The organism is Streptomyces bauhiniae, from assembly GCF_004784475.1.
GTDB lineage: Bacteria > Actinomycetota > Actinomycetes > Streptomycetales > Streptomycetaceae > Streptomyces > Streptomyces seoulensis.
Window position 1 is genome coordinate 850,345 of the sequence record NZ_SRRT01000001.1, and the last position, 26,236, is coordinate 876,580.

The 26,236-nt window shown below is 70.6% G+C and carries 21 protein-coding genes; 11 read left to right on the plus strand and 10 right to left on the minus strand.

The window, feature by feature from the left end; translation table 11 throughout:
* Positions 1-122 precede the first annotated feature (122 nt).
* Positions 123-1,823 (plus strand): coenzyme B12-dependent isobutyryl-CoA mutase large subunit, encoded by a 1,701-nt coding sequence (gene icmA, locus E5083_RS04075; RefSeq protein WP_135784170.1) that lies wholly within the window; start codon positions 123-125, stop codon positions 1,821-1,823.
* A gap of 6 nt (positions 1,824-1,829) precedes the next feature.
* Here the strand turns inward: icmA and E5083_RS04080 are convergent, their stop codons facing one another.
* Positions 1,830-2,480 (minus strand): TetR/AcrR family transcriptional regulator, encoded by a 651-nt coding sequence (locus tag E5083_RS04080; protein ID WP_135784171.1) that lies wholly within the window; start codon positions 2,478-2,480, stop codon positions 1,830-1,832.
* A 223-nt stretch (positions 2,481-2,703) separates the two neighbouring features.
* Here E5083_RS04080 and E5083_RS04085 point away from each other — a divergent pair, with 223 nt between their 5' ends.
* From E5083_RS04085 to E5083_RS04105, 4 genes are all read left to right on the plus strand, one after another.
* Positions 2,704-3,675, plus strand: coding sequence for a tetratricopeptide repeat protein (locus E5083_RS04085; protein WP_135784172.1), 972 nt, complete (start codon positions 2,704-2,706; stop codon positions 3,673-3,675).
* Between the two features lie 623 nt (positions 3,676-4,298).
* Positions 4,299-4,952, plus strand: coding sequence for a DUF6230 family protein (locus tag E5083_RS04095; protein ID WP_135784173.1), 654 nt, complete (start codon positions 4,299-4,301; stop codon positions 4,950-4,952).
* A 116-nt stretch (positions 4,953-5,068) separates the two neighbouring features.
* Positions 5,069-5,596, plus strand: a complete 528-nt coding sequence (locus tag E5083_RS04100; protein WP_135784174.1) for a DUF6114 domain-containing protein — start codon at positions 5,069-5,071, stop codon at positions 5,594-5,596.
* Entirely contained in the window at positions 5,586-6,923 is a 1,338-nt protein-coding gene (locus E5083_RS04105) for a hypothetical protein (RefSeq protein WP_135784175.1), read from the plus strand. Before E5083_RS04100 ends, E5083_RS04105 begins: the two co-directional genes overlap by 11 nt.
* A 91-nt stretch (positions 6,924-7,014) precedes the next feature.
* Here the strand turns inward: E5083_RS04105 and pyk are convergent, their stop codons facing one another.
* The 3 genes from pyk to pta all read right to left on the minus strand — a co-directional run bounded on the left by pyk (position 7,015) and on the right by pta (position 11,861).
* Positions 7,015-8,445, minus strand: a complete 1,431-nt coding sequence (gene pyk / locus E5083_RS04110; RefSeq protein WP_135784176.1) for a pyruvate kinase — start codon at positions 8,443-8,445, stop codon at positions 7,015-7,017.
* 120 nt (positions 8,446-8,565) lie between these two features.
* A complete protein-coding gene (locus E5083_RS04115) occupies positions 8,566-9,774 on the minus strand; it encodes an acetate kinase (protein ID WP_135784177.1) in 1,209 nt (402 codons plus the stop codon).
* Complete coding sequence (gene pta / locus E5083_RS04120; RefSeq protein ID WP_135784178.1) at positions 9,771-11,861, minus strand: phosphate acetyltransferase; 2,091 nt, start codon at positions 11,859-11,861, stop codon at positions 9,771-9,773. Before pta ends, E5083_RS04115 begins: the two co-directional genes overlap by 4 nt.
* Before the next feature lie 209 nt (positions 11,862-12,070).
* Here pta and E5083_RS04125 point away from each other — a divergent pair, with 209 nt between their 5' ends.
* Positions 12,071-13,096: an ATP-dependent 6-phosphofructokinase gene (locus E5083_RS04125; RefSeq protein ID WP_135784179.1), complete on the plus strand. Its 1,026-nt coding sequence runs from the start codon at positions 12,071-12,073 to the stop codon at positions 13,094-13,096.
* A 6-nt stretch (positions 13,097-13,102) separates the two neighbouring features.
* On the opposite strand, the gene E5083_RS04130 is transcribed toward E5083_RS04125, so the two are convergent.
* The 3 genes from E5083_RS04130 to E5083_RS04140 form a co-directional block, all read right to left on the minus strand.
* Positions 13,103-13,762, minus strand: a complete 660-nt coding sequence (locus E5083_RS04130; RefSeq protein ID WP_135784180.1) for a hypothetical protein — start codon at positions 13,760-13,762, stop codon at positions 13,103-13,105.
* A 73-nt stretch (positions 13,763-13,835) separates the two neighbouring features.
* Entirely contained in the window at positions 13,836-14,540 is a 705-nt protein-coding gene (locus E5083_RS04135) for a response regulator (RefSeq protein ID WP_135784181.1), read from the minus strand.
* Positions 14,537-16,192: a sensor histidine kinase gene (locus tag E5083_RS04140; RefSeq protein WP_135784182.1), complete on the minus strand. Its 1,656-nt coding sequence runs from the start codon at positions 16,190-16,192 to the stop codon at positions 14,537-14,539. The genes E5083_RS04135 and E5083_RS04140 overlap by 4 nt, the downstream gene beginning before the upstream one ends.
* A 123-nt stretch (positions 16,193-16,315) precedes the next feature.
* Between E5083_RS04140 and E5083_RS04145 the strand changes: the two genes are divergently transcribed.
* A complete protein-coding gene (locus E5083_RS04145; protein ID WP_135784422.1) occupies positions 16,316-17,719 on the plus strand; it encodes a cation:dicarboxylate symporter family transporter in 1,404 nt (467 codons plus the stop codon).
* A gap of 82 nt (positions 17,720-17,801) precedes the next feature.
* Here E5083_RS04145 and E5083_RS04150 read toward each other — a convergent pair whose 3' ends face one another.
* Positions 17,802-18,416, minus strand: coding sequence for a TetR/AcrR family transcriptional regulator (locus E5083_RS04150; protein WP_208753948.1), 615 nt, complete (start codon positions 18,414-18,416; stop codon positions 17,802-17,804).
* Positions 18,417-18,547: 131 nt separating this feature from the next.
* Here E5083_RS04150 and E5083_RS04155 point away from each other — a divergent pair, with 131 nt between their 5' ends.
* Complete coding sequence (locus tag E5083_RS04155) at positions 18,548-20,281, plus strand: MFS transporter (protein ID WP_135784184.1); 1,734 nt, start codon at positions 18,548-18,550, stop codon at positions 20,279-20,281.
* Positions 20,282-20,401: 120 nt separating this feature from the next.
* Here the strand turns inward: E5083_RS04155 and E5083_RS04160 are convergent, their stop codons facing one another.
* Together E5083_RS04160 and E5083_RS04165 are read right to left on the minus strand one after the other, a co-directional pair.
* Positions 20,402-22,540 carry a tetratricopeptide repeat protein gene (locus E5083_RS04160; protein ID WP_135784185.1) on the minus strand — a complete coding sequence of 713 codons (2,139 nt, stop codon included), beginning with the start codon at positions 22,538-22,540 and terminating at the stop codon, positions 20,402-20,404.
* The gene (locus E5083_RS04165; protein ID WP_135784186.1) at positions 22,537-22,947 is read right to left on the minus strand and encodes a hypothetical protein; all 411 of its coding nucleotides are present in this window, start codon (positions 22,945-22,947) and stop codon (positions 22,537-22,539) included. The genes E5083_RS04160 and E5083_RS04165 overlap by 4 nt, the downstream gene beginning before the upstream one ends.
* A 119-nt stretch (positions 22,948-23,066) precedes the next feature.
* Between E5083_RS04165 and E5083_RS04170 the strand changes: the two genes are divergently transcribed.
* The 3 genes from E5083_RS04170 (at position 23,067) to E5083_RS04180 (ending at position 26,226) form a co-directional block, all read left to right on the plus strand.
* The gene (locus E5083_RS04170; RefSeq protein ID WP_135784187.1) at positions 23,067-23,495 is read left to right on the plus strand and encodes a MerR family transcriptional regulator; all 429 of its coding nucleotides are present in this window, start codon (positions 23,067-23,069) and stop codon (positions 23,493-23,495) included.
* Entirely contained in the window at positions 23,492-23,815 is a 324-nt protein-coding gene (locus tag E5083_RS04175; RefSeq protein WP_135784188.1) for a thioredoxin family protein, read from the plus strand. The genes E5083_RS04170 and E5083_RS04175 overlap by 4 nt, the downstream gene beginning before the upstream one ends.
* A gap of 134 nt (positions 23,816-23,949) precedes the next feature.
* A complete protein-coding gene (locus E5083_RS04180) occupies positions 23,950-26,226 on the plus strand; it encodes a HelD family protein (protein WP_135784189.1) in 2,277 nt (758 codons plus the stop codon).
* Positions 26,227-26,236 lie beyond the last annotated feature (10 nt).

Genomic DNA, 26,236 nt, shown 5'->3' on the forward strand with positions numbered 1-26,236 from the left:
GGTCGCCTCCCGGTCCCCGGACGCGGGGAGACCGACATCACCGGACGGCTGGTACACCCGTTCGGCCGCAGAACGCGGCCAGCCATCGACATTTACTAGGACGTCCAAGTAAATTCGATGGTATGGACGCTCACGCGATCGAAGAAGGCCGCCGGCGGTGGCAGGGTCGGTATGACCGCGCGCGGAAGCGCGACGCGGATTTCAGTACGTTGTCGGGGGACGCGGTCGAGCCGGTGTACGGGCCGCGGAGCGGGGACGTGTACGAGGGGTTCGAGCGGATCGGCTGGCCGGGGGAGTACCCGTACACGCGCGGGCTGCACGCGACCGGGTACCGGGGGCGGACCTGGACCATCCGCCAGTTCGCCGGGTTCGGGAACGCGGAGCAGACCAACGAGCGGTACAAGATGATCCTCGCGGCGGGCGGCGGCGGCCTGTCCGTGGCGTTCGACATGCCGACCCTGATGGGCCGCGACTCCGACGACCCGCGCGCGCTGGGCGAGGTCGGGCACTGCGGGGTGGCCATCGACTCGGCCGCCGACATGGAGGTCCTCTTCGGGGGCATCCCACTCGGTGACGTCACCACCTCGATGACGATCAGTGGCCCCGCCGTCCCCGTCTTCTGCATGTACCTGGTCGCCGCAGAGCGCCAGGGCGTCGACCCGGCGGTGCTGAACGGCACGCTCCAGACCGACATCTTCAAGGAGTACATCGCCCAGAAGGAGTGGCTCTTCCAGCCCGAGCCGCACCTCCGCCTCATCGGTGACCTGATGGAGCACTGCGCGGCCGGCATCCCCGCGTACAAGCCGCTCTCCGTCTCCGGCTACCACATCCGCGAGGCCGGGGCCACGGCCGCGCAGGAGCTGGCGTACACCCTCGCGGACGGCTTCGGGTACGTGGAGCTGGGCCTCTCCCGCGGCCTGGACGTGGACGTCTTCGCCCCCGGCCTCAGCTTCTTCTTCGACGCCCACGTGGACTTCTTCGAGGAGATCGCCAAGTTCCGCGCCGCCCGCCGCATCTGGGCCCGCTGGATGCGGGACGTGTACGGGGCGAAGACCGACAAGGCGCAGTGGCTCCGCTTCCACACCCAGACCGCCGGGGTCTCGCTGACCGCGCAGCAGCCGTACAACAACGTCGTCCGTACCGCCGTGGAGGCGCTCGCGGCCGTGCTCGGCGGCACCAACTCGCTGCACACCAACGCCCTGGACGAGACCCTCGCCCTGCCCAGCGAGCAGGCCGCGGAGATCGCGCTGCGCACGCAGCAGGTGCTGATGGAGGAGACCGGCGTCGCCAACGTCGCGGACCCGCTGGGCGGTTCCTGGTACATCGAGCAGCTCACCGACCGCATCGAGGCGGACGCCGAGAAGATCTTCGAGCAGATCAAGGAGCGGGGCCTCAGGGCCCACCCCGACGGGCAGCACCCCGTCGGCCCCATCACCTCCGGCATCCTGCGCGGCATCGAGGACGGCTGGTTCACCGGCGAGATCGCCGAGTCCGCCTTCCGCTACCAGCGGTCGCTGGAGAAGGGTGAGAAGCGGGTCGTCGGCGTCAACGTCGCCACCGGCTCCGTCACCGGCGACCTGGAGATCCTCCGGGTCAGCCACGAGGTCGAGCGCGAGCAGGTCCGCGTCCTGGCCGACCGCAAGGCCGCCCGCGACGACACGGCCGTACGCAAGGCGCTCGACGCCATGCTCGGCGCCGCCCGCTCCGGCGCCAACATGATCGAGCCCATGCTGGAGGCGGTACGCGCGGAGGCCACCCTCGGCGAGATCTGCGGGGTGCTGCGCGACGAGTGGGGGGTGTACACCGAGCCGGCCGGGTTCTGACCCGCGTCAACTCACCGGTTCACCCGGCGGGGTGAGGTTCGGGAGCGGGGTGGTGAGGCCCAGGAGGAGGATGTGGGTGAAGCCCCGCGCCCACTCCTCGTCCGCCGGTTTGCCGCTGACCAGGGTGCGGTGCACCACCGCGCCGGCCGCCATGTCGAAGATCAGGTCGACCGTGCGCGCGGACTCCTCCGGGTCGGCTTCCGGCGGGAGTTCGCCCCGCTCCTGGGCCCGCGCCCGCCCGGCCAGCACCAGCCGCTTCTGCCGCTCCACGATCGAGGTGCGCACCCGCTCCCGCAGCGCGTCGTCCCGCGTGGACTCCGCGACCACGCCCATCAGCCCGCACTTGGCCTCCGGACGGTCCAGGATCGCCGCGAACTGGAGCACCACGCCCTCGATGTCGGCCGCCAGCGAGCCCCGGTCGGGCAGCGCCAGCTCGTCGAACAGCTCCGCCACCGCGTCCACGACCAGCTCGTGCTTGCCCGACCAGCGGCGGTAGAGCGTCGTCTTCGCCACCCCGGCCCGCGCGGCCACGTCCGACAAGGTGAGCCCGGACCAGCCCAGTTCCACCAGCCCTTCCCGCGTCGCGGCCAGGATCGCGGCATCCGCGGCGGCGCTGCGCGGGCGCCCGGTACGACTGGCGGGAGTGCGGCTCTGCATGAAGAGGACACTATCCGGGCACCTCAGCATGTCGTGAGGGAGATCACCGGAAACCGCTGTCGCGGAACCCCCCACTGCTATTACGCTACGACTCGTAGCGAAAGCTCGTGACGGACGTACACGAGTGATGACCACTGGCGCGGGTGGGGACCCGGCGCCGAGCGCGATCGCCGACCACGATCGTTTTTTTCCTTCATACGCCGGAACGGGGGAGGATAGACGCATGCAGCCACGGAACATGTCCATGAGCGGCGTCGTCGACCTCGCCGCGGTGAAGGCGGCCCAGGAGGCCAAGGCCAAGGCGGAGCAGGCGCGCGCCGAAGCCGCCCGGCACGGCGGCGCGGGCGCGGTGTCGCCGGCCGACCTCGTCATCGACGTCGATGAGGCGGGCTTCGAGCGCGAAGTCCTCCAGCGCTCCGCCGAAGTCCCGGTCGTCATCGACTTCTGGGCCGAATGGTGTCAGCCCTGCAAGCAGCTCAGCCCGGTGCTGGAGCGGCTGGCCGTCGAGTACAACGGGCGCTTCCTGCTCGCCAAGGTCGACGTCGACGCCAACCAGATGCTGATGCAGCAGTTCGGGGTCCAGGGGATTCCCGCCGTCTTCGCGGTCGTCGCGGGACAGGCGCTGCCCCTCTTCCAGGGCGCGGCCGACGAGCAGCAGATCCGGGAGACCCTCGACCAGTTGATCCAGGTCGCCGAGCAGCGCTTCGGCCTGACCGGTCTGACCGTCGACCCGGACGCCGCTCCGGGCGCCGCCCCCGCCGCCGAGGTGCCGGAGGGGCCGTACGACGCCCTGCTGGCCGCGGCCGTGGCGGCGCTGGACGCGGGTGACCTCGGCGGTGCCGTCCAGGCGTACCGCAATGTGCTGGCCGACGACCCGGCCAACACCGAGGCCAAACTCGGCCTCGCGCAGGCCGAGTTGCTCCAGCGGGTGCAGGGCATGGACCCGCAGCGGGTGCGCAAGGACGCGGCCGAGAAGCCGGCGGACGCGGAGGCCCAGATCGCCGCCGCCGACCTGGATCTGGTGGGCGGTCATGTCGAGGACGCCTTCGGCCGGCTGACCGACACCGTGGCCCGTACCGCCGGCGACGACCGGGACGCGGTGCGTCGCCGGCTGCTGGAACTGTTCGAGGTCGTGGGCGCCGACGACCCGAGGGTGGTGGCCGCGCGCAGGGCCCTGGCGCGGGCGCTGTTCTGACGCCGCGTCGGGGCGCGATGCGCGTGATGCCGGGTTCGCCGAATGGCCGGTCTGGTGCATGAGTGATCACGCTTTACCAAAACTTGGTAAACCAGCCTGCTGTTACTCCGAGTAAGTCACAGCCGTTGATCTGTCCGGCTTCGCCCGAGGATCAACGGCTTTGCTCTGCCCACTGATGGCACGGTCTGTCGCGCTCCGAGACCGCTGGGTCGTTGTTCGGTTATCGCGCCGTTACTAGCCGGTAACGGCGCCCCTTGTGCGGGCGGCGAGAATGCACCACGATCGGCCACGCTCGGTCCATTTCCGCACCCCGGCACCCGGCCGGGAAGCGGGAGACTCTGGGTCCCCACCGAGCAGAGCCGGCGGCAGTGGCGCCGGCTCTGGGGCAGGGGGGTCTTCACCGTCCCGGTGGAGCCTGTCCCGAAGGTTGTGCGTGATGTGCGTCAGGCGCGACCAGTGGTTGTCGCTCGGGGGTGAACGCCGGTTGTTCGGGCGCGGGTTCGTGCCGTCGAGCGAGGGCGCTCCCCTTCCCGAGGACGTAGCACTTCTCCCATCCCTGCCCGGCCGAGCCGCCCGCTGGGGCGATTCCGGGACAGGAGATGTACGTCCGAGAAGGAGGAAATATGGAGTCCCAGGTGCGTGGCGGGACCAGATGGAAGCGCTTCGCTGTGGTCATGGTGCCCAGCGTCGCCGCTACGGCCGTGATAGGCGTCGCCCTCGCGCAGGGTGCTCTCGCCGCGTCGTTCAGCGTGTCGGGTCAGTCGTTCAAGGTGACCGCGAAGACGCTCAACGGCCAGGGCTTTTCGCAGTACGGCGCGATCGACTCGGGTTACACCCTGAGTGGCGAGAAGACGGCCCATCCGGTGGCGGTCTCGGCGTTCTCCAGCGCCAAGATCCAGAAGATGTGCCAGTCGGTCGTCACCCCCGGCATTCCGGGGATCGGCTCCGTCACGCTGCGGCTGACGGCGGGCGACAGCACCAACCCCGACAAGCAGGTCGCCGCCGAGAACCTGTACATCGACGTCGAGGACCTGGGCGCTGACGCCACGTTCCACGACATCAACATCGGTGTCGCGGGCAAGGACCTCAAGGGTCCCGGCATCAAGAGCGGTGAGATCGCCAACAAGCAGGCCAACCCGTACGGGTTCGCCCAGGAGGCGACCTCGGCCGAGCTGACCGATGTGAAGCAGACGGCGTGGGCCACCACCGCCGGAACCTTCAAGCTCAACGGTCTGCACATGGGCCTGTCCACGGGCACCAAGGCCGAGTGCTACTAGGCACTGCCTGACGGGCGGGGGAGCCTTGACTCCCCCGCCCGTCCACTCTCCGGCCGCTGCTTCATCCGCGGCCCACATCTCCACCACAGCAATGCCGCACCAGGGAGCTGTTTTCCATGAGCGCCGAGACTCCTGCCGCCGCACCCGGCCAGTTCACCCGCCGGAGGCTGCAGTTCCGCGCCTGGCGGGGCGCCCGGCCTTTCTGGGCCGGTCTGTTCGTCTTGCTCGGCGGCTTTCCGATCATGTACTTCCCGTACGCCCATCTGCAGATCGGTCATCTGACGGTGGCGATGGCCACCACCGCCGGAGCCGGTTCGCTGATCATCGGCGTGCTGCTCATCGTGCTGGGCATCAGCCTCTGGTTCCAGAAGCATGTACGGGTGTTCGCGGGCGTCGCGGCGATCCTGCTCGCGCTGGTGTCCATCCCCGTGTCCAACTTCGGCGGCTTCGTCATCGGCTTCCTGCTCTCCATGGTGGGCGGCGCGATGGGCATCGCCTGGACGCCCGGTCCGGCGGCCAAGGCGGAGGAGTCCGGCCGGTACGGCGTCCCCGCCCCGCGCGGCGAGGAGCCGGTGAGCGCGCCGATGGACCTGTCAGGAACGAGCCCGGCCAACGAGGCGAACGGGAGGCACAGTGCCGGCTGACGAGGTGACCCACGGGCCCGATGTGGACGGGTCCCGTGCGAGAACCGGGCCACGCCACGCGGCCCCCAAGAAGCTGCTGTTCACCCGGCTCCACATGCCGGCCGGGAAGGCCATCGCCTCCGTGGCGATGCCGACGGCGGTACTGATGGGCATGGGCTTCACGTCCACGCTCGCCATCGCCGACAGCGGCGGCGGCACCCCGGCCTCCAACAGCCAGAAGGCGGCCGACTACAAGGACTGCGTCGAGGCGCTGGGCGGCACGGTGGACGGCACCTCCGCGAGCCCCTCGCCGTCCGCGAGCGAGAGCACCGGCTCGGCCACGCCCAGCCCCTCGGCGTCCGCCGGGGACAAGGCGGACGAGGGTGACGGCAAGGCGTCCTCGCCGGATTCAGGTTCCGGCGACGACAAGGGCGGTACGTCCGCCACCGGTTCCTCCTCCTCCGCGTCGAAGCCCGCGGCCGCGCCCTCCGCGCAGCCGCCGGCCGCGAAGGACACCCCCGCCGACACCCCCTCGCCGTCCGCGAGTTCCAAGGGCGCCGACGGCGGTCTGCTCGGGACGATCGGGGACGCGATCGGGGACGTACTGACCGGCGGCAAGAAGGCCGGTACGCCGTCCGCGACTCCGACGCCCTCCGCGACAGAGCCCGCGCCGTCCGCGTCCACCACCCCGGCGCCCTCTTCCTCGGCTCCCGCCAAGGGCGACGAGGACAAGGCGGCCGACGCGCCCGCAGCGGGAGCCAAGGGCTCGGAAAAGGGTTCCGCGAAGGCCGGTGAGAAGGCCGAGGAGACCCCCGAGCCGAGCACCTCCGCCTCCACGAGCCCCAGCCCCTCCGCGAGCGCCTCCGACGCCGCCGAGGACTGCGAGAAGGCCACGGACGACGTCGGCGGCATCGACAACAAGCAGCTCCTCGCCGACGACCCCTGGTACCTCAACGCCAGCTCGCTGCTGCTCAAGGGCGCCGACTACCAGGGCGTGGTCCAGGTACGGACCGCGAGCGGCAAGGTCAAGAAGGTGCTGAAGTACGTCATCTCCGACGGCACCGACATCGGCGACCTGCACCAGACGGTGAAGGACAAGGCGTCCGGCAAGACGTACCACGTCCAGGCCGGCAAGGGCACGACGTCCACGATCCGCGACGGCGACACCACCATGTACACCGAGAGCATCTCGGGCAAGCTGTTCGGTCTGATCCCGATCACCTTCAGCCCGGACAGCCCGCCGCCGCTGAACATCCCGCTGATCTACTTCACGGACGTCACCGTCCAGCAGGCCGCCCAGTTCGGCGGCACGCTGACCATCCCCAAGCTGCACCAGTACGCCGACTGACGTACCACAAAAGCCCGTTCGGGAGCCGCACAACACCGTGGCCCGGTCCCCCTCAGCGAGGGGAACCGGGCCACGGTCCTGTCGGGGTGCGTCAGTTGCGGTCGCCGCCGCCGACGTGGTGCACCCGGACCATGTTGGTGGTGCCGGGGACACCGGGGGGCGAGCCCGCGGTGATGACGACCGTGTCGCCGTCGTTGAAGCGGCCCAGCTTGGCCAGCTCCTGGTCGACCATGTCGACCATCTCGTCCGTGGTGTTGACGAACGGCACCACGTGCGACTCCACGCCCCAGCTCAGCGTGAGCTGGTTGCGGGTGCCCTCGTCCGTGGTGAAGGCCAGGATCGGCTGGGCCGCGCGGTAGCGGGAGAGCCGGCGGGCGGTGTCACCGGACTTGGTGAACGCGATCAGGCCCTTGCCACCGAGGAAGTCGGCGATCTCGGCCGCCGCACGGGCCACCGAACCACCCTGCGTACGCGGCTTCTTGCCCGGCACCAGCGGCTGGAGGCCCTTGGAGAGCAGCTCCTCCTCGGCCGCCTTGACGATCTTCGACATCGTCTTGACGGTCTCCACCGGGTACGCGCCCACGCTGGACTCGGCCGACAGCATGACCGCGTCCGCGCCGTCCAGGATCGCGTTGGCCACGTCGGACGCCTCGGCGCGGGTCGGCCGGGAGTTGGTGATCATCGACTCCATCATCTGGGTCGCCACGATCACCGGCTTGGCGTTGCGCCGGCACAGCTCGATCAGGCGCTTCTGCACCATGGGGACCTTCTCGAGCGGGTACTCGACGGCGAGGTCGCCACGGGCGACCATCACACCGTCGAACGCCATCACGACGTCCTCCATGTTCTCGACCGCCTGCGGCTTCTCCACCTTGGCGATCACCGGGACCCGGCGGCCCTCCTCGTCCATCACCTTGTGGACGTCCTGCACGTCCTTGGCGTCGCGGACGAAGGACAGGGCGACCATGTCGCAGCCCATGCGCAGGGCGAAGCGCAGGTCCTCGACGTCCTTCTCGGACAGCGCGGGCACGTTGACGGCCGCGCCGGGCAGGTTGATGCCCTTGTGGTCGGAGACGACACCGCCCTCGATGACGATCGTCTTGACCTGCGGACCCTCGACGTCCACGACCTTCAGCTCGACGTTGCCGTCGTTGATCAGGACCTGGTCGCCGCGCGAGACGTCACCCGGCAGGCCCTTGTAGGTCGTACCGCAGATGTGCTTGTCGCCCGGCACGTCCTCGGTCGTGATGACGAACTCGTCACCGCGCTGCAGCTCCACCGGACCCTCGGCGAAGGTCTCCAGCCGGATCTTCGGGCCCTGGAGGTCGGCCAGGACGCCGATGGCGCGCCCGGTCTCCTTGGCGGCGGCCCGGACGCGGTCGTACCGCGCCTGGTGCTCGGCGTGGGTGCCGTGACTGAAGTTGAACCGGGCCACATTCATGCCCGCCTCGATCATGGCGACGAGCTTGTCGTGGGAGTCGACCGCGGGGCCGAGAGTACAGACGATTTTCGAACGGCGCATGAGGCGATCCTATCGGTTTGTTTCACTGCGGAATATTCCGGCCGGCGGAAGATCCGGCGGACGATACACACGATGCAAATGGGCGGACAGGCGCTCAGGCGTGTTACTCCGGTGTAATGCTCAGCTCTTCTTTCCGACCAGCGCATAGGTCTGCGTCGCGATCTCCAGTTCCTCGTCGGTCGGCACCACGGCGACGGCCACCCGCGCGGACGCGGGCGAGATGAGCCGGGCGTCGTCGGACCGTACGGCGTTCAGCTCCTCGTCCACCGCCAGGCCAAGGCCCTGAAGGCCCGCGACCGCCGCGGCACGCACGGCCGCCGCGTTCTCCCCGACCCCGGCCGTGAACGCCACCGCGTCCACCTGTCCGAGTACGGCGTAATAGGCGCCGATGTACTTCTTGATGCGATGAATGTAAATGTCGAAGGCGAGGGCCGCCGCTTCGTCGCCCTCGTCGACGCGGCGCCGGATCTCCCGCATGTCATTGTCCCCGCACAGACCGAACAGACCGCTCCTCTTGTTGAGAAGAGTGTCGATCTCGTCCATGGACATATCCCCGACCCGGGCCAAATGGAAGATGACCGCCGGGTCCAGATCACCGGACCGGGTACCCATCACCAGCCCCTCCAGCGGGGTCAGCCCCATCGAGGTGTCCACGCAGCGGCCGCGCTCCACCGCCGAGGCGGACGCGCCGTTGCCCAGGTGCAGCACGATCACGTTCGCCTCCTCCGGTGCCTTGCCGAGCAGCCGCGCGGTCTCCCGCGACACATAGGCGTGCGAGGTGCCGTGGAAGCCGTAGCGGCGGATGCGGTACCGGTCGGCGATCTTCGGGTCGATCGCGTACCGCGCCGCGGACTCCGGCATCGAGGTGTGGAACGCGGTGTCGAAGACGGCGACCTGGGGCAGGTCCGGGCGCAGCGCCGTGGCGGTACGGATGCCGGTCAGGTTGGCCGGGTTGTGCAGCGGGGCGACCGGGACCAGCCGCTCGATCTCGGTGAGCACCGAGTCGTCGATGACGGTGGGCTCGGTGAAGAACATCCCGCCGTGCACCACCCGGTGCCCGATCGCGGCCAGCTCGGGGGAGTCCAGGCCGAGGCCGTCGCGGGCCAGCTCCTCGGCGACCGACTTCAGCGCGGTCTCGTGGTCGGCGATCGGCCCGCTCTGCTCACGGCTCTCGCCGGTGGCCACCAGGGTGTGGCGCAGCCGGGAGGTCTGCTCGCCGATCCGCTCCACCAGGCCCACCGCGAGACGGCTGCTGTCCCGCATGTCCAGGAGCTGGTACTTCAGCGAGGACGAGCCGGAGTTGAGGACGAGTACACGGGTGGGGGTCACTGCTGGGGAGCCCTTTCGGTCGGCGCCTGCGCCTGGATCGCGGTGATGGCGACCGTGGTGACGATGTCCTGCACCAGGGCGCCACGCGAGAGGTCGTTGACCGGCTTGCGCAGGCCCTGGAGAACCGGTCCGACCGCGATCGCCCCGGCCGAGCGCTGGACGGCCTTGTAGGTGTTGTTGCCCGTGTTGAGGTCCGGGAAGATCAGCACGCTGGCCTGTCCTGCCACCTCCGAGCCGGGCAGCTTGGTCGCGGCCACGGCGGCGTCCACGGCCGCGTCGTACTGGATCGGGCCCTCGATCTTCAGGTCGGGCCGGTGCTCGCGGGCCAGCTCGGTGGCCTCGCGCACCTTGTCCACGTCGGCGCCGGAGCCGGAGGTGCCGGTGGAGTACGACAGCATGGCGATCCTCGGCTCCACGCCGAACTGTGCGGCCGTCGCCGCCGACTCCACCGCGATGTCCGCGAGCTGCTCGGCGTTCGGGTCGGGGTTGACCGCGCAGTCGCCGTAGACCAGCACCTTGTCGGCCAGGCACATGAAGAAGACCGAGGAGACGATCGCGGAGTCCGGCTTGGTCTTGATGATCTCGAAGGCCGGGCGGATGGTGGCCGCGGTGGAGTGCACCGAGCCGGAGACCATGCCGTCGGCCAGGCCCTCCTGCACCATCAGGGTGCCGAAGTAGTTCACGTCGGAGACCACGTCGTAGGCCAGCTCCACGGTGACGCCCTTGTGGGCGCGCAGCGCGGCGTACTTCTCGGCGAAGGAGTCGCGCAGCTCGGAGGTGGCCGGGTCGATCAACTGGCAGTCGGCCAGGTCGATGCCGAGGTCGGCGGCCTTCTTGCGGATCTGGTCCACCGGGCCGAGCAGGGTGAGGTCGCACACGCCCCGGCGCAGCAGCACCTCCGCCGCGTGCAGGACGCGCTCCTCGGTGCCCTCGGGCAGCACGACCCGGCGCTTGTCGGAGCGGGCCTGCTCCAGCAGCTTGTGCTCGAACATCATCGGGGTGACCCGGCCGCCGCTGGGCGCGGAGACCCGGCGGGCCAGGTCGGCGGTGTCCACGTACCGCTCGAACAGGCCGAGCGCGGTCTCCGCCTTGCGCGGGGTGGCGGCCGTCATCCGGCCCTCCAGCGAGAACAACTGCCCGGCGGTGGGGAAGCTGGTGCCGGCCACCGAGAGCACCGGGGTGCCGGGGGCGAGGCGGGCGGCCAGGGTGAGGATCTCCTCGCTGGGCACCTCGTTCAGGGTGAGCAGCACACCGGCGATGGGCGGGGTGCCGGCGCTGTGCGCGGCCAGCGAGCCGACGACCAGGTCGGCGCGGTCGCCCGGGGTCACGACCAGGCAGCCGGGGGTCAGGGCGGCGAGGAAGTTGGGCAGCATGGCGCCGCCGAAGACGAAGTCCAGCGCGTCGCGGGCGAGGCCCGAGTCGTCGCCGAGCAGCACCTTGGCGCCGAGGGCCGCCGCGATCTGGGAGACGGTCGGCGCGGAGAGGGCGGGCTCGTCGGGCAGGACGTAGCAGGGGACCGGCATGCGGTCGGTGAGCCGGCCGGCGATCTCGTCGCGGTCCTCGCGGGCGGCGCGGTTGGCGACCATGGCGAGGACGTCGCAGCCGAGGCCGGCGTAGGCGCGGTAGGCGTTGCGGGTCTCGGCGAGCACCGACTCGGCGGACTGCTTGCGGGCGCCGACCACCGGGATCACGGACGCGCCGAACTCGTTGGCGAGGCGGGCGTTGAGGGCCAGCTCGTCGGGGAGCTGGGTGTCGGCGAAGTCGGTGCCGAGGACGAGGACCACGTCGTAGTCGCGGGCGACCCGGTGGAAGCGGTCGACCAGGGCGGAGACGAGTTCGTCGGTGCCGCGCTCGGCCTGGAGCGTGGACGCCTCCTGGTAGGCCATGCCGTACACGGTGGCGGGGTCCTGCTGGAGGCGGTAGCGGGACCGCAGCAGTTCGAAGAGGCGGTCGGGGCCGTCGTGGACGAGGGGGCGGAACACCCCGACCCGGTCGACCTGCCGGGTCAGCAGTTCCATGACGCCCAGGTCGACGACCTGACGGCCGTCGCCCCGGTCGATCCCGGTCACGTACACGCTGCGTGTCACGCGTGCTCTCCGATCCTTGCTCTCACAAAAATCGCCCACCCGAGGTGAGCGGAACCCTCTTGACAATACCTCCGGGCCTGGATAAGGCGCCCGTCAGCATGGTGGGGGCCTTTCGGTGCTGGTGGGGGCGGTGGTCGTCGGCCGTTCGGCGGGCGTGAAAGAATCGGAGCGGCTCACCGGTACCCACAGCGAGCAGGAGACACAGCACGATGCGCATCGGAGTTCTCACCGCAGGCGGCGACTGCCCCGGCCTGAACGCCGTGATCCGGTCGGTCGTGCACCGCGCCGTGGCGCACTACGGCGACGAGGTCATCGGTTTCGAGGACGGTTACCGGGGGCTGCTGGACAGCCACTACCGCACCCTCGACCTGGACGCGGTCAGCGGCATCCTCGCGCTCGGCGGCACCATCCTCGGCTCCTCCCGCCTGGAGCGGGACCGGCTGCGCGAGGCGTGCGAGCGGGCGACCGACATGGCCCAGGAGTTCGGCATCGACGCGCTGATCCCGATCGGCGGCGAGGGCACGCTGACGGCGGCCCGGATGCTGTCCGACGCGGGGCTGCCGGTCGTCGGTGTGCCGAAGACCATCGACAACGACATCTCCGGCACCGACCGCACCTTCGGCTTCGACACCGCGGTGGGCGTGGCCACGGAGGCGATGGACCGGTTGAAGACCACGGCCGAGTCGCACCAGCGGGTCATGGTCGTCGAGGTCATGGGCCGGCACGCGGGCTGGATCGCGCTGGAGTCCGGCATGGCGGCCGGCGCGCACGGCATCTGCCTGCCCGAGCGGCCCTTCGACCCGGCCGACCTGGTCAAGATGGTCGAGGAGCGGTTCGCGCGCGGCAAGAAGTTCGCCGTGGTCTGTGTCGCCGAGGGCGCCCACCCGCTCGACGGCACGATGGACTACGGCAAGGGCGACATCGACCAGTTCGGCCACGAGCGCTTCCAGGGCATCGGCACCGCCCTCGCCTACGAACTCGAGCGCCGCCTCGGCAAGGAGGCCCGCCCGGTCATCCTCGGCCACATCCAGCGCGGCGGCACCCCCACCGCCTACGACCGCGTCCTCGCCACCCGCTTCGGCTGGCACGCCGTCGAAGCCGCCCACCGAGGCGAATTCGGCGGCATGACCGCCCTCCGCGGCACGGACATCGCGATGGTCCCACTGGCGGAAGCGGTCACCGAACTGAAGACGGTCCCCGTGTCCCGCATGGACGAGGCGGAGTCGGTCTTCTAGCCGCCCTTATCGCAGCCGCCCCAGGATGCGATCGAGGTCCAGGTGCGCCGTCAACAGCGCGGGCAACCCCCGCAACGACGGCGCCCCTCCCGTTTCCGCCTCCCACCGCCGATGCAGCGCCAGCGCGTCCCGCGCGTCGGGGATGCCGTACAGCTCCGCCAGTTCGATGCCCTTCTGCAGTTCGCGGAACCGGTACGCGCCGACGAAGCGAGCGATGAAGCCGGCCACGATCAGGACGAAGCTCCCGGCCGTGGCGAGCAGTGCCGTCCCGGCGACGCAGGCTCCCGTCGTCAGCTCCTTCTCGGGGTGCGGCGCCCAGAGAATCACTCGAACCAGCCCGTAGACCAGGGCCACACCGGCCAGGACGAAGAGGTACTGCCAGATGACGCGGCGCTGGGACGTGCGGCGCAGTTCCCGGTAGCGGGCGAGCTCACGGTCGACGCGCCTCTTGTCCTCCGGGACGAGGGGCGTGCCCGACCAGAACTCGAAGAAGCTGTCCCTGACGGCGTCGGCGTACTTCTCCGCCAGGGCAGTGGCCATCGCCGCGTTGCTGCGCACCCCGGCCTGGAACTCCGCGATCAGCAGGAGCAGGAGGGCGGCCATCGTGGCGCTGATGATGGCCGCGAAGTCGTTCGACATGGCCAAGTGGCTCTGGGCGAGAGTCATGGGACCGATGATCGCTGAGCCGGGTGCGGGTCAGAAGCCCCGCGCGCAAGGGAGTTGAGGCTCGGGGCCGGGCTCAGCGGCCCCTTCCCTCCTCCTCCGACAGCCAGCGGTAGATCAGTTCTGGGCGGCCTACCTGGCCGTACTGGGGGCTTCGGGTTGCTCGGGCTGTGGTGACGAGGTGTTCGAGGTAGCGGCGGGCTGTGATGCGGGAGATGCCTACCGATTCGGCTACGCCTGCTGCGGTGAGGCCGGTGGGGGTGGTGCGTAGGGCGGCTGTCACGCGTTGGAGGGTGGGGGCGCTCAGGCCCTTGGGGAGGGTGGGGGGAGTGGGGGTGCGGAGGGTGGCCAGGGCCTGGTCGACCTCGTCCTGGCCGCTCGCTTCGCCTGCCGCCGCGTGGTAGTCGGCGTAGCGGAGGAGGCGGTCGCGGAGGGTGGCGAAGGTGAACGGTTTCAGGACGTACTGGACCACGCCCAACGAGACGCCTTCGCGGACCACCGCCAGGTCGCGGGCCGAGGTGACGGCGATGACGTCCGCCTGGTGGCCCGCCGCGCGGAGGGAGCGGGCTAGTTGAAGGCCGTGGACATCCGGGAGGTGCAGGTCGAGGAGGATGAGGTCTACCGGGGTGCGGTCCAGGGCGCGGCGGGCGGCGGCGCCGGTGCCGGCCTGGCCGACGGCTATGAAGCCGGGTACGCGGCCGACGTAGAGGACGTGGGCGTCCGCCGCCACCGGGTCGTCTTCTACGACCAGGACGCGGATGGGGGGCCGGTCGGGGGTCATGTGCCGCCTCCCGGCGTCCTGCTGCGTCCCAACGCTCGGGTGTTTTCGTCATCCGCCGGCGGCCCCAGCGGCAACCGTGCCTCGAACACCGCCCCGCCGCCCTCCGCCTCCGCCACCGTCAGCGTGCCCGTGAGCCGGGTGACCGTCTGCCGGGCCAGCGCCAGGCCGAGGCCCCGCCCGCCCGGCCCGGCCGGCTTGGTGGTGAAGCCGCGCCGGAAGACCAGGTCCGCGTGGGCCGGGTCGACGCCGGGGCCGGTGTCCGCCACCCGTAGGAGCAACGCCTCCCCGGCCGCGTACGCCGTCACCGTGACCCGTGCCCCCGCGCTGCCCTGCGCCGCGTCCACCGCGTTGTCGATCAGGTTGCCCAGGATGGTGACGAGGTCGCGCACCGCGAGGTCCGGCGGGAGTACGCCGTCGTCGAGCCGGCTCTCGGGCGAGACGACCAGCTCCACGCCCCGCTCGTGCGCCTGCGCGGTCTTGCCCAGCAGCAGCGCGGCCAGCACCGGCTCGCCCACCGCCGCGACCACCTGATCGGTGAGCGTCTGCGCCAGCTCCAGCTCGGCCGTGGCGAACTCCACCGCCTCCTGGGCCCGCCCCAGCTCGATCAGCGACACCACGGTGTGCAGCCGGTTCGCCGCCTCGTGTGCCTGCGACCGCAACGCCTGACTGAACCCCCGCTCGGAGTCCAACTCACCCATCAGTGACTGGAGTTCGGTCACATCCCGGAGCGTCACGACCGTACCCCGGTGCTCCCCGCCGGACACCGGCGAGGTGTTGACCACCAGCACGCGGGACGCGGTGAGGTGCACCTCGTCCACCCGCGGCTCGGAGGACAGCAGCGCCCCGGTGAGCGGCCCCGGCAGCCCCAGCTCCGCGACCGAGCGGCCGACCACCTCGCCGCCGACTCCCAGCAGCTCGCGCCCGCCGTCGTTGATCAGCGCCACCCGGTAAGCCCCGTCCAGCATCAGCAGCCCCTCGCGCACCGCGTGCAGCGCCGCCTGGTGGTAGTCGTGCATCCGGCTCAGCTCAGCCGCGTTCATCCCATGGGTGTGCCGCCGCAGCCGCGCGTTGATCACGTACGTACCCACCGCCCCCAGCAGCAGCGCCGCCCCCGCCACCCCGAGCAGCGCCGTGACCTGGTCCTGGACCCGCGCGCTGATCGCCTCCACCTTGATCCCGGCGCTCACCAGACCCACCACCCGGCCCCCGTCCGTCACCGGTGTCACCGCGCGCACGGACGGGCCCAGCGTGCCGGTGTACGTCTCGGTGAAGGTGTGCCCCCGCAGGGCGGGCCCGGTCCGGCCGAGGAAGCGCCGGCCTATCTCGTCCCGCGTCGGATGGGTCCAGCGGATGCCCCGCGGGTCCATGATCGTGACGAAGTCGACGTCGGCGTCCCGCATCACCCGCAGCGCGTACGGCTCCAGCTCGGCCGACGGGTCCGGCGTACCGATCGCCGCCCGCACCGAGGGCGCGTCCGCGATGGACCGGGCCACCGCCGTGACCTGGCGTTCCGCCGCGTCCCGCGCCTGGCGCTGGTCGCTGACGTAGGTGAACAGCGCGTACCCGGCCACCACCACCGCGACCAGCACCGCCTGCATGGCGAAGAGCTGGCCCGCCAGGCTGCGGGGTCGGGGGAGGGCGGGGGCGCGCATGCCTAGCAGTGTGCCTGTCCGTTCGGGCGTGAACTAAATGAACGGAAGGGTGACCGCCCTCACACGGCGGGAGATAGTCTCCGCGATCCCCTGCAACGCCCGGACGTGAGCCGCACGCCGGTCATGCCGACGAAGACGTCAAGGAGAGCAGTCGTGGCCGCCAGCACCCCCGGTACGGCACCAGCCGCCCCCGCCGTGAAGCGGGACCGTACCCATTACCTGTACATCGCCGTCATCGTGGCGGTCGCGCTCGGCATCGCCGTGGGCCTGATCTGGCCCGACGCCGGGGTGGAGCTGAAGCCGCTCGGCACCGGCTTCGTGAACCTGATCAAGATGATGATCTCGCCGGTCATCTTCTGCACGATCGTGCTCGGGATCGGCTCCGTACGGAAGGCCGCGAAGGTCGGCGCGGTCGGCGGCATCGCGCTCGGCTACTTCACCGTGATGTCGCTGGTGGCGCTCGCCATCGGCCTCGTCGTCGGCAACGTCCTCCACCCCGGCGAGGGCCTGCACCTGACCGCCGCGCTCCGCCAGAGCGGCCACGCGCAGGTGTCCGCCGACGCGCTGCCCCCGGTGGACTTCGTGCTCTCGATCATCCCGGTCACCTTCGTGTCCGCCTTCACCGAGGGCCAGGTCCTGCAGACCCTGCTGGTCGCGCTGCTCACGGGCTTCGCGCTGCAGGCGCTGGGCGCGGCCGGACAGCCCGTACTGCGCGGCATCGAGCACATCCAGCGGCTGGTCTTCCGCATCCTGGCCATGGTCATGTGGGCCGCGCCCATCGGCGCGTTCGGCGCGATCGCGGCCGTCGTCGGCTCGTCGGGCATCGACGCGCTCAAGAGCCTCGCCGTGCTGATGTTCGGCTTCTACGTCACCTGCGTGCTGTTCGTCTTCGTGGTACTCGGCGCGCTGCTGCGCATCGTCTCCGGGCTGAACATCTTCTCGCTGCTGAAGTACCTCGCCCGTGAGTTCCTGCTGATCCTGTCGACCTCGTCCTCGGAGTCCGCGCTGCCGAGGCTCATCGCCAAGCTGGAGCACCTCGGTGTCAGCAAGGCGGTCGTGGGCATCACCGTGCCGACCGGGTACTCCTTCAACCTCGACGGCACCATGATCTACATGACCATGGCGTCCCTCTACATCGCGGACGCGCTGGGTACGCCGATGTCGCTCGGTGAGCAGATCCCGCTGCTGCTGTTCCTGCTACTGGCGTCCAAGGGCGCGGCGGGGGTCAGCGGCGCCGGTCTCGCCACGCTCGCGGGCGGACTCCAGTCGCACAAGCCGGCGCTGGTGGACGGGATCGGGCTGGTCGTCGGTATCGACCGCTTCATGAGCGAGGCACGGGCGCTGACCAACTTCGCGGGCAACTCGGTCGCCACGGTGCTGATCGGTACGTGGACGAAGGAGATCGACTCGGAGCGGGTGCGGCGGGTGCTCGCGGGGGAGTTGCCGTTCGACGAGACGACGTTGCTGGACGAGGGGCGGCCCTCGGCGGAGGAGGAAGCGGGCGGAAAGGAACTCGCCAAGGCGTGACGGGAGTTCCGGCCCCCGTCTGAGGGGCCTTCTGTCGCCGGCCGCCCGACCCCGCCTGAACCGGGGCCGGGCGGCCGGTCTTTCATGCCGTCTCGCCCGCCCGCGCCACCAACTCCCGTGCCCTGTCGCTCGGTACGCCCGCCGCCGTGAGCGCGGTGACCGCCGCCGCCGGCCCCGCCTCCTCGGGCGGAAGCAGCCCCTCGTTCACCGCCTCCATGACCGCGAAAAGAAGCTGCTCATGCACGAAGGCCAGCGCGGCGGCGGGCAGCGGCGAGCTGAACACCCCTTCGTCCAGGCCACGTTGGAGCACCTGTGTCTTCTGCTCGCGCAAGGGGGCGAGGCGGTCGCGGATGCCCTGGACGGTGACCGTGCGCTGGGCCAGCGCGACCAGCAGCCGGTAGCGGTCGGCGATCTCCCACACCGCGAGCACGGAACGGGCCACCGCGTCGGCCGGTCCGGCGCCGTCGTCCCGGGCGCACAGGTCCGCGTCCGTCAGCACCTGCACCGCCTCGTCGACGAGCGTGCCGATCAGCGCCTCCCGGCTGGGGAAGTGCCCGTACACCGTGCGCCGTACGACACCGGCGGCGCGCGCGATCTGGTCCATCGAGGCGTCCGGGTCGCGCAGCAGCTCGGCGAGGGCGACGTCGAGGATGCGGCGGCGGTTGGTGTCGGCGCGGCTGGGGTTACCCGTGGTCATGGCAGTCATTGTGCACACCTTCTCGACTTGCACAGCCCTGTGCAAGGTCGTACATTGCACAGGGTTGTGCAATTGCACGCCACTGTGCAAGTACCCGTTGTGCCTGTTGTCGAGGAAGGTCAGCCGCTGTCATGCGACTCGTCATGAACGAACCGGTCGAGAGGATGGAGCGCCCGTACGCCCGGCGCTGGTGGGCGCTGCTCGTGCTCTGCCTCAGCCTGCTGATCATCGTGATGGCCAACACCGCCCTCACGGTCGCCGCGCCCGACATGACCCGCGACCTCGGGCTGTCCAGCGCGGACCTCCAGTGGGTCATCGACGGCTACACCGTCCCGTACGCCGCGCTGATGCTGCTGCTCGGCGCGATCGGCGACAAGTACAGCCGCCGCGGGGCGCTGATCCTCGGCCTCGTCGTCTTCGGCGGCGGCGCGGTGTTCGGCAACCTCGCGGACTCGTCCGCCACGGTCATCGCGGCCCGAGCGGTCATGGGAGTCGGCGCGGCGCTGATCATGCCTGCGACGCTCTCGCTGCTCGCGGCGACCTTCCCGCGCGCCGAGCGGGTCAAGGCGATCACCCTGTGGACCGCCACGGCGGGCCTCGCGATCGCGGCCGGCCCGGTCGTCGCGGGCGCGCTGCTGCGGGACCACGGCTGGGCCTCGACCTTCCTGATCAACGTGCCGGTCGCCGCCGTGGCGATCGTCGGCGCGCTGGTCCTCGTACCGCCGTCCAAGGCGGGTCACCACGACCGCATCGACTACGTCGGCGGTCTGCTCTCGGTCCTCTGGATCGCCGCGCTGGTCTACATGATCATCGAGGGGCCGCACTTCGGGTGGGGCGTCAAGGCGGTGACGGCGGCGGTCGTCGCGGGCGTCGGCCTGATCGCCTTCGTCCTGTGGGAACTCCGCCACCCGCGCCCGGTGCTGGACGTACGCCGCTTCGCCAACCGCCGCTTCGCGGGCTCCAACCTCGCGGTCGCCCTCTTCTTCCTGGCCGTCTTCGGCGCGTTCTACTACCTCACCCAGCACCTCCAGTTCGTCCTCGGCTACGACGCCCTGGAGACCGGCGTCCGCATGCTCCCCCTGGCCGGCGCGGTCTTCGCCGGCTCCGCCGTGACCGGCTACCTCACCCCGCGCGTCGGCATGCGCTGGACGGTCGGCGCGGGCATGGTCGCCGGTACGGTGGCGCTCGCGCTGCTGACCCGTGTCGACGCGGGCTCGACGTACGCCGACTTCGTCCCGTCCCTGATCATCCTGGGCCTCGCCATCGGCCTCGCCCTCTCCCCGTGCACGGACGCGATCATGGGCGCGTTCCCGGAGTCCGAGCTGGGCGTGGGCGGCGCGGTCAACGACACCTCCCTCGAACTGGGCGGCTCCCTCGGCATCGCGATCCTGGGCTCCCTGCTGGCCACGTCCTACGACGACCACCTGACGTCGGCGACAAAGGGGTCCGGCCTCCCGGCCGACGCCCTCGCCACGGCCCAGGACTCGGTGGGCGCGGGCTACGCGGTGGCGCAGGCGATCGGCGAGAAGGCCCACTCCCTCACCGCGAAGGCGGCCGCCGCGGGCGACCCGCAGCAGGCGGCCCAACTCAAGCAGCAGGCAACGTCCTTGGCCTCGGGCGCGCATCGTATGGCTGAGGCCGTGGGGTCGTCGTTCTCGGACGCGGTGGCGCATACGAGCCTGATCGGGGCGGTGATCCTCGGGGTGGGGACGGTCGTGGTGGCGGTGTTGCTGCCGGGGCGGGAGACACCGGGGGTGGCTGAGGCGGTCGAGACCACCGAAGTGACCGCGGTCGCGGAGCCGGACTCGGAGCAGGAGATCACGCCAGAGTCGGCCCGTAAGGCCGCGGACAGCACTACCACCTGACGTCGCCACCTCCGACCTTGCCGTGTCATGCCGTGCCGCAACCGCGAATCCGCGGGCCCGGCACGGCATGCTCGCAGTAAGGAGATCGACGCCAATGGAGCCAACGCGATTCGAGATTCGCTACGGCTGGCTCAGCAAGCGCCGGTACTCGTCCAGACGTCCCTCCGACCACACTGTCCACGGGTGAGACGTGCCCAGTACGTCAGTCCGTGCGTTCACCACTGTCTCCATCTGCTCGATCGCTTCCGCGTACCGACCGAGTTCGGCGAGGATGTTGCTCAGCAGGGTTCTGGCGGCCAACGTGATCGGGTAGAGGCCTCCGTATCGCTGCTCGTGCGCCGCAAGAGCTCTGCGGGCAGTGGGTAGTGCCTCAGCGTTTCGTCCCGCGCGTCGGAGGAGATCCGCCTGGTCGAGTTCAGCCAACAATGTGATCGAATGCTGCTCACCGACTGTTCGATAACAATCCGCGACCAGGGTCTGCCCCATGGCGACTTCTTCGTCCAACTCTGGTCCTGGGGCTACTTCGGACACGTATGCCTTCGCAATGAGCGTCAGCGGGTGGACGGGTCCCAATGTCTCGTTCCTGCCCGCGATGGCCCGCCAGATGAGTTGCATTGCCTCGGGTTCACGCCCGAGCTGCCACAGCGCCCGCGACAGGCCCAGGCAGCTCTCCAGCGTGTCCAAGGCAGCAGAGCCGAGGGAGCGCTCGCATGCTTCGAGCACTTGACGATGCAAGACCTCGGCTTCCTCGAATCGACCGAGCCGGTACAGGGCCCGCCCGGCACGTTGGCGCAACCTGAGGACCAGCGGGTGGTCTTCGGGCAGACACTGCTTGGCGAGTTCGACGGCTCTGTCGGCGGCGGCCAACGCGGAGGAAAAGTCGCCGTCGCGATGGAGCGCGATTACGAGCCTCAACGAGCACTCGGTGGCCTCCTCCACAACCGATTGAGCGACCGACCAGTCCACAACCCTTCGCAGCAGCGCCAGCACATGAGGGGCAAGCAGGTTGATATGAGGGTCGTGCGCGACGCGTTCCGGATTCTCCGGCAGCGTGGCTTTGAGTTGCCGGGCGGCCGTTGCGGCGAGTTGCTCCCTCTGGTCGGAGGGGATGGTCCGGGCCACGCTGTCGAGCAGCACACCGTGGGTGCGCAGGCAGCTCACACCTTCGGGCAACAGCTCCGTCAGGGACTGGTCGAGCAGCCCCCGAAGGGCTGACTCGATGCGGAACACCGGGAGGTCCGAGCCGACTTCGGCGCCTGAGAGCAGGGTCACGGGCAGCGGGTCGTTCGCCCAGCAGGCGAGTAGGCGCAGCAGGCTGTTGGCTTCGGGCAAACCCTGCCCGGCAAGGGCGTCGAGAGAGAGCTGCCAGGTGCGGCTGAGCAGATGCCGTGATTCGCTGGTGTCCAAAGCGCCTTGATCGATCAGCTCGATGGGATCGCGGCCGTCCCCGCCATCGAGCTGATGGCCGTAGTCGGCCAAGGTCCAGGGGTCGATGACCTGGTGGGCCAGGAAGCCGCCGGCAAGTGTGAGTGCGAGCGGTAGCCGACCAAGGCGGTCGGCGACAAGCGCCGCTTCATCGACCGTTCCGGCGTGGGGCGCGAGATCGCGCAGTACGAGAGCAGCTTCGTCACGCGGGAGCACACCGACATGCAGGAGTTCCGCGCCGGGCCACCAGCGGGCTGCTGCTTGTCGACTCGTAACGACGACGATGCCGGCCGGGCTGGTGCGTAGCCAGCCGCCGTCGCGGAGGATCGCGGGATTGTCGGCGTTGTCGAGGACCAACAGCCAGGGTTGGTCGGAGTGATCGAGGCACTGCCAGACGAGGTCGGCCGCTGGACGCAGCCCACTGCGCGCACCCATCAGTTCGGCGTCGGTGGCACCGCGGTCGGCGGCGACCGCGAGCATCCCGGCGCGCAGGGAGGCGGGGTCCGAGGCGTTGACCCATAGGCCGATCCGGCCGGCATGGTGGGTGGCGTGATCGAAGAGGGTGTAGGCGACGGCGGTCTTCCCGCAGCCGCCGAGGCCATGCAGGACATAGACACGGTTGCCGACGCCGGGTTCGAGGGCGGCGCGGAGCCGCCTCATCTCCTCGGTCCGGTCACGGAGCACCACGGGGGCACGGCCGACCGCGGGCCGGCGAACCGAGTCGGGGCCACTCCAGTCGGGGCCGTGGTGATGGTGTTCGGTGATGTGCTGGTCGCCGGATGCCTGGTAGACGCGGCCCTGGCCGTCGGCCCGGGCGTCGTTGCCGCCGGTCACCGCTCGGTGAAGTTCTGGTCTCGGCCTGCCTGGTAGACCCGTGCCTGCCCGGAAGCGGTGGCGTGCTGCGTCACCGACGACGTCACAGCAGCCGCCGGGGTCAGTTCCGCGAGCAACGAGCGAAGGTCTTCGGCAGCCTCCGGACGGGCCACGAGAAGCCGCCGGATACGGCCCTGCCACTCCGCACCCAGCTCTGCGGCCGTGTCCGCGTCGCCGCCACCCTGCGCGGCCATCAGGACGACGCGGGTTGTGTCGAGCTCCGCGGCGATGGCCTCGGCCCGCTCCGGCTGACTACGCCTCCACAACGAGGCGATACCGTCCCTGGCTCGCTGCCACACCTCCGTCGTCAACGAAGACACCAGGGTTGTCCCTGCGGTTGCCGCCAGCGCGGCCAGCTCCGGATCCATGAATCCGCCCCTCGTATCGGCCTCGACGTGAGATCTCAGACTACTCATTCCGGGCTCGCCCGATCAGGTGGTTCCGGCCGTTTGCCTTCACCCTTGCGTCATCCCCTACCGTCCCTGACATGCGAATCGGTGAGCTGGCCGAGCGGGCCGGGACGACCACTCGGGCGTTGCGGTATTACGAGGCGCGGGGGTTGTTGCCCGCGCGGCGGGATGCGCAGGGGTATCGGGAGTACGACGAGCGGGATCTCGTGCTGCTCAGGCAGATCCGCACGCTCCGGGACTTCGGGTTCGAGCTGGAGGAGACGCGGCCGTTCGTGGAGTGTCTGCGGGCCGGGCATGCGGAGGGGGACGCGTGTCCGGCGTCGCGGGAGGTGTACCGGCGGAAGCTGGATGAGCTGGACGGGCTCATCGGGGAGCTGGTGGCGGTGCGGGAGACGGTCGCGGGGCAGTTGCGGCGGGCCGAGGAGGCGCGGGCCGGGCTGGCCGCCGAGGCGCTGGTTCCGGGGGGTCCGGAACCCGTGTGCGAGCTGGGAGGGAAAAAAGGATGAGCGGTCTTGACGAGGTCACGGACGCGAATTTCGAGGCGGAGGTGCTCGGGGCCGATCTCCCGGTGCTGGTGCAGTTCACCGCCGACTGGTGCGGGCCCTGCCGCCAGCTCGCGCCGGTGCTGAAGGACATCGCCTTCGCGGAGGGCGACCGGCTGAAGGTGGTCCAGCTCGACGTGGACCGCAACCCCGGCACCACCCTCGCCTACCAGGTGCTCTCCACCCCCACCCTGCTGGTCTTCCAGGACGGTGAGCCGGTGCGCTCCCTGGTCGGCGCCCGCCCCAGGCGCAAGCTGCTGGAGGAGCTGGCCGACCTGCTCTGAACCAGACACCCGCAAGCAAAGAAATCCCCCGGGCATTGGCGCCCGGGGGATTTCTTTCGGTATATTGGACCGTTCACGACTTCTTTATGATGCTTTCACGAAGAGGTCATGCGGAAGCTTGATGAGCACAGTATATGCGGGCGGGAGTGGAATTGTCAAACACCGAATTTCCGGACGATGAATTGCGGTTCGAGCAGGAATTCATCGACGGACTCTACGAGCGCGTGGACGAGCTGCGCGGCGACGCCGAGACCGGCGTCAAGGACGCCCTCGCGCAGGGCGACAAGCCCCAGCAGGCACGCCTGGAGCGGGACATCCTGGTCGCCGAGCGCTCCGGGCTGCTCGCCGCGCTGAACTCCGTCGACGGCTCGCTCTGCTTCGGCCGGATCGACCTCGCCGACGGCACCACCCACCACATCGGCCGTATCGGCCTGCGCCGCGAGGACACCGAGCGCACCCCCGTCCTCATCGACTGGCGCGCCGACGTCGCCCGCCCCTTCTACGTGGCCACCGGCCACACCCCGATGGGCCTGCGCCGCCGCCGGCACATCACCAGCGAGGGCCGTACCGTCACCGCGCTGCACGACGAGATCCTCGACCTCGGCGACGACACCCGCACCGGCCACGAGGACCCCACCGGCGACGCCGTCCTGCTCGCCGCGCTGAACACCGCCCGCACCGGCCGCATGAACGACATCGTGCAGACCATCCAGGCCGAGCAGGACGACATCATCCGCGCTCCCCACCGGGGCATCATGGTGGTCGAGGGCGGCCCCGGCACCGGCAAGACCGCGGTCGCCCTGCACCGCGCCGCCTACCTGCTCTACGAGCACCGCGACCTGCTCGCCCGCCGCGCGGTGCTCATCGTCGGCCCCAACCCCGCCTTCCTCGGCTACATCGGCGAGGTACTGCCCTCGCTCGGCGAGACCGGCGTCCTGCTGGCCACGGTCGGCGAGCTGTTCCCCGGCGTGAAGGCCACCGCCACCGACACCCCCGAGGCGGCCGTGGTGAAGGGCCGCGCCGAGATGGCCGACGTGCTCGCCGCCGTCGTGGCCGAGCGGCAGGCGCTGCCCGACCCGGTGATCGCCGTCGAGCACGACCGCGAGGTGCTGATGCTCGACGAGGGCCTGGTCGCCACCGCCCGCGAGCGCACCCGCGCGGCCAAGCTGCCGCACAACGCGGCCCGCGAGCACTTCGAGGGCCACATCCTCAACACCCTCACCGACCTGTACGCCGAGCGCGTGGGCACCGACCCCTACGACGGCAGCAGCCTGCTCGACCCCTCCGACATCACCCAGATCCGCGACGAACTCGCCGAGAACCCCGAAGTCTGGGCCGCCATCGACCAGTTGTGGCCCCGGATCACCCCGCGCCGGCTGGTCGCGGACTTCCTCGCCGAGCCCGACGGCCACCTCTCGCCCGAGGACGCCGACGCGGTACGCCGTCCCGTGACCCGCGCCTGGACCGTCGCGGACGTCCCCCTGCTGGACGAGGCCGCCGAACTCCTCGGCGAGGACGACCGGCTGGCCCGCGCCCGCGCCGACCGGGAGCGGGAGACGCAGATCGCGTACGCGCAGGGCGTGCTGGACGTGTCGTACGCGTCCCGCACCTACGAGTTCGACGACAAGGAGGAGGACGACCCGGAGTCCTCCGAGGTGCTCAGCGCACACGACATCATCGACGCCGAGCGGTTCGCGGAGCGGCACGAGGAGGACGACCACCGCAGCGCCGCCGAGCGCGCCGCCGCCGACCGGACCTGGGCGTTCGGGCACATCATCGTGGACGAGGCGCAGGAGCTGTCCCCGATGGCGTGGCGGCTGCTGATGCGGCGCAGCCCGACCCGCTCCATGACCCTGGTCGGGGACCCGGTGCAGACCGCCGAGGCGGCCGGCGTCGGCTCCTGGTCGGAGATCCTCCAGCCGTACGTCGAGGACCGCTGGGAGCACACCCGGCTCGGGGTCAACTACCGCACCCCGTCCGAGATCATGGACCTGGCCGCCGCCGTGGTCCGCGCCGAACACCCGGACTTCGAACCGCCCAGCTCGGTCCGCTCCACCGGCGTACACCCCTGGGTACGCGACGCCTCCGACGACCTGCCCGGCGCGGTGGCGCAGGCGGTGGCCGAGCTGACCCCCGCCGAGGGACGGCTCGCGGTCATCGCACCCCGCGCCCTGCACGCCACCCTCGCCGCCGCACTGGACGGCGTCACGGCGGCCGAAGAGCCCGACCTCACCCGGAACGTGGTCCTCCTCGACCCCCGCCAGTCCAAGGGCCTCGAATTCGACTCGGTCCTGGTCGTCGACCCCGCCGCCTACGGCACCAGCGACCTGTACGTGGCCCTCACCCGCGCAACGCAGCGCTTGGGGGTGCTGCATACCGGCCTGCTGCCGTCAGGGCTGAAACAGGAGTAGGGCCTGTTGC

What these genes read in the sequence shown, in the direction of transcription:
- icmA (WP_135784170.1), top strand. Translation starts at nt 123, where the DNA reads ATGGACGCTCACGCGATCGAAGAAGGCCGCCGGCGGTGGCAGGGTCGG.
- E5083_RS04080 (WP_135784171.1), bottom strand. Translation starts at nt 2,480, where the DNA reads ATGCAGAGCCGCACTCCCGCCAGTCGTACCGGGCGCCCGCGCAGCGCC.
- E5083_RS04085 (WP_135784172.1), top strand. Translation starts at nt 2,704, where the DNA reads ATGCAGCCACGGAACATGTCCATGAGCGGCGTCGTCGACCTCGCCGCG.
- E5083_RS04095 (WP_135784173.1), top strand. Translation starts at nt 4,299, where the DNA reads ATGGAGTCCCAGGTGCGTGGCGGGACCAGATGGAAGCGCTTCGCTGTG.
- E5083_RS04100 (WP_135784174.1), top strand. Translation starts at nt 5,069, where the DNA reads ATGAGCGCCGAGACTCCTGCCGCCGCACCCGGCCAGTTCACCCGCCGG.
- pyk (WP_135784176.1), bottom strand. Translation starts at nt 8,445, where the DNA reads ATGCGCCGTTCGAAAATCGTCTGTACTCTCGGCCCCGCGGTCGACTCC.
- E5083_RS04125 (WP_135784179.1), top strand. Translation starts at nt 12,071, where the DNA reads ATGCGCATCGGAGTTCTCACCGCAGGCGGCGACTGCCCCGGCCTGAAC.
- E5083_RS04130 (WP_135784180.1), bottom strand. Translation starts at nt 13,762, where the DNA reads ATGACTCTCGCCCAGAGCCACTTGGCCATGTCGAACGACTTCGCGGCC.
- E5083_RS04135 (WP_135784181.1), bottom strand. Translation starts at nt 14,540, where the DNA reads ATGACCCCCGACCGGCCCCCCATCCGCGTCCTGGTCGTAGAAGACGAC.
- E5083_RS04140 (WP_135784182.1), bottom strand. Translation starts at nt 16,192, where the DNA reads ATGCGCGCCCCCGCCCTCCCCCGACCCCGCAGCCTGGCGGGCCAGCTC.
- E5083_RS04145 (WP_135784422.1), top strand. Translation starts at nt 16,316, where the DNA reads ATGCCGACGAAGACGTCAAGGAGAGCAGTCGTGGCCGCCAGCACCCCC.
- E5083_RS04150 (WP_208753948.1), bottom strand. Translation starts at nt 18,416, where the DNA reads ATGACCACGGGTAACCCCAGCCGCGCCGACACCAACCGCCGCCGCATC.
- E5083_RS04155 (WP_135784184.1), top strand. Translation starts at nt 18,548, where the DNA reads ATGCGACTCGTCATGAACGAACCGGTCGAGAGGATGGAGCGCCCGTAC.
- E5083_RS04165 (WP_135784186.1), bottom strand. Translation starts at nt 22,947, where the DNA reads ATGGATCCGGAGCTGGCCGCGCTGGCGGCAACCGCAGGGACAACCCTG.
- E5083_RS04170 (WP_135784187.1), top strand. Translation starts at nt 23,067, where the DNA reads ATGCGAATCGGTGAGCTGGCCGAGCGGGCCGGGACGACCACTCGGGCG.
- E5083_RS04175 (WP_135784188.1), top strand. Translation starts at nt 23,492, where the DNA reads ATGAGCGGTCTTGACGAGGTCACGGACGCGAATTTCGAGGCGGAGGTG.
- E5083_RS04180 (WP_135784189.1), top strand. Translation starts at nt 23,950, where the DNA reads ATGCGGGCGGGAGTGGAATTGTCAAACACCGAATTTCCGGACGATGAA.